This is a genomic window from Aquiflexum sp., assembly GCF_977115555.1.
The window spans coordinates 1-1,813 of record NZ_CDSBKL010000600.1; the positions used below are offsets into that span (position 1 = coordinate 1).

The 1,813-nt window shown below is 43.6% G+C and carries 2 protein-coding genes; one reads left to right on the forward strand and one right to left on the reverse strand.

Annotation, left to right across the window (positions count from 1 at the left end; translation table 11 throughout):
• Positions 1-35 precede the first annotated feature (35 nt).
• Positions 36-1,130: a glycoside hydrolase family 43 protein gene (locus ACZFYI_RS19970; RefSeq protein WP_462525877.1), complete on the forward strand. Its 1,095-nt coding sequence runs from the start codon at positions 36-38 to the stop codon at positions 1,128-1,130.
• Positions 1,131-1,217: 87 nt separating this feature from the next.
• Here the strand turns inward: ACZFYI_RS19970 and ACZFYI_RS19975 are convergent.
• Positions 1,218-1,813: apurinic/apyrimidinic endonuclease family protein (locus ACZFYI_RS19975; protein ID WP_462525878.1), on the reverse strand; the 596-nt coding region annotated here is incomplete at its 5' end.

Sequence of the window (1,813 nt, forward strand, 5' to 3'; positions counted from 1 at the left end):
ATCCCTAATTTTAAAGGAAAAAAACCGATAAACCTATGAAAACCAATTTTGTGAAAACGATGACAGCAGCTGCTGTTTTACCGCTTTTGGTCTATTCTTGTTCACCAAAAACTGAGGAAAAAGTCGTCGAAGAGGCTGGAGCTTCCAAATTTTTAAATCCGCCATTAATCAGTGATTTATTTACCGCTGACCCTTCAGCCCATGTATTTGAAGGTAAAATTTACATTTACCCTTCCCATGATGTGGAATCTGATGTAAAAGAGGATGATATGGGCGCTCACTTTAACATGGTGGACTACCATGTTTATTCGATGGAAAAGCCCGGTGGTGTGATCACAGACCATGGCAAAGTATTGGATGTGGCAGAAGTGGCTTGGGCAAAAAGACAGATGTGGGCCCCTGATGCAGCGGAAAAAGACGGAAAGTATTTTCTCTATTTTCCTGCAAAAGATGCCAATGACATATTCAAAATCGGAGTGGCAGTTTCTGACGAACCTTATGGTCCTTTTGTTGCCAATCCTGAACCGATGAAAGGTACCTTCAGCATCGACCCTGCAGTATTCAAAGATGATGATGGCAGTTATTACATGTATTGGGGAGGAATCTGGGGTGGACAATTGCAGCAATATCGGGACGGTAAGCACCAACCTGTCGGTGCAGGACCTACAGATGGAATTCCGGCTCCGGACCAACCTTCGCTCATGCCCCAAATGGCAAAGTTGGCTGATGACATGATGGAATTGGCCGAGGCAGCAAAACCTGTTCAGATTTTGGATTCCTTGGGAAATCCAATTTTGGCAGGTGATAACAACAGAAGGTTTTTTGAGGCGGCGTGGATGCACAAGTATAATGGGAAATACTATCTCTCTTACTCAACAGGTGATACCCACTTTATCGCATATGCCACCGGGGACAATCCTTATGGTCCATTTACTTACCAAGGTGTTGTCCTCAATCCTGTTCAGGGATGGACCAACCACCATTCTATCGTAGAATTTGAAGGCAAATGGTATCTCTTCTACCATGACACCGAACTTGCAAACAAAACCCACCTCCGCAATATCAAAATGACTGAATTGGTCCACAATGAAGATGGGACCATACAGACTGTGGAACCGATGAGGAAATAGATTGGAGATTGGAGATGTGAGATTTGAAACAAAAAAAACCGTCTAGTTCACACTAGACGGTTTTAATATTTTCAATTTGATTGAATCCTATATAAATTCATTCAGGATATTTTCGTACAATTCCTGCTTGCCGCTAGTTTGTTTTGGTTCGCCATTGGCTACTGCAAGGCTCCTCAGGTCCTCCAAAGTCAGCTTTCCTTCTTCGAATTCCTTGCCTTTTCCTGCATCAAAAGAAGCATAACGCTGCTTTCTCAAATCCAGGTAAGCAGAGTTTTCCAAGATGTCATTGGCGATCAGCATGCCTCTTGCAAAAGCATCCATGGAACCTATGTGCGCCAAGAACAGGTCTTCAAGGTCTGTAGAATTCCTTCTTACTTTCGCATCAAAATTTACTCCTCCACCTTGTAAGCCTCCTGCTTGGAGAATCACCAACATGGCCTCAGTTAACTCCTGAAGGTTGATGGCAAATTGGTCGGTATCCCAACCATTCTGGGCATCTCCCCTATTTGCATCTATTGAACCCAGCATCCCTGCATCCGCAGCGACCTGTAGTTCATGTTGGAAAGTATGTCCTGCCAAAGTTGCATGGTTGACTTCGATATTCAATTTGAAATCCTTGTCCAATCCGAAATGTCTCAAGAAACCGATCACTGTCGCGGAATCATAGTCATATTGGTGTTTGG

Coding starts and splice junctions, on each gene's coding strand:
- ACZFYI_RS19970 (WP_462525877.1), top strand. CDS start 36: ATGAAAACCAATTTTGTGAAAACGATGACAGCAGCTGCTGTTTTACCG.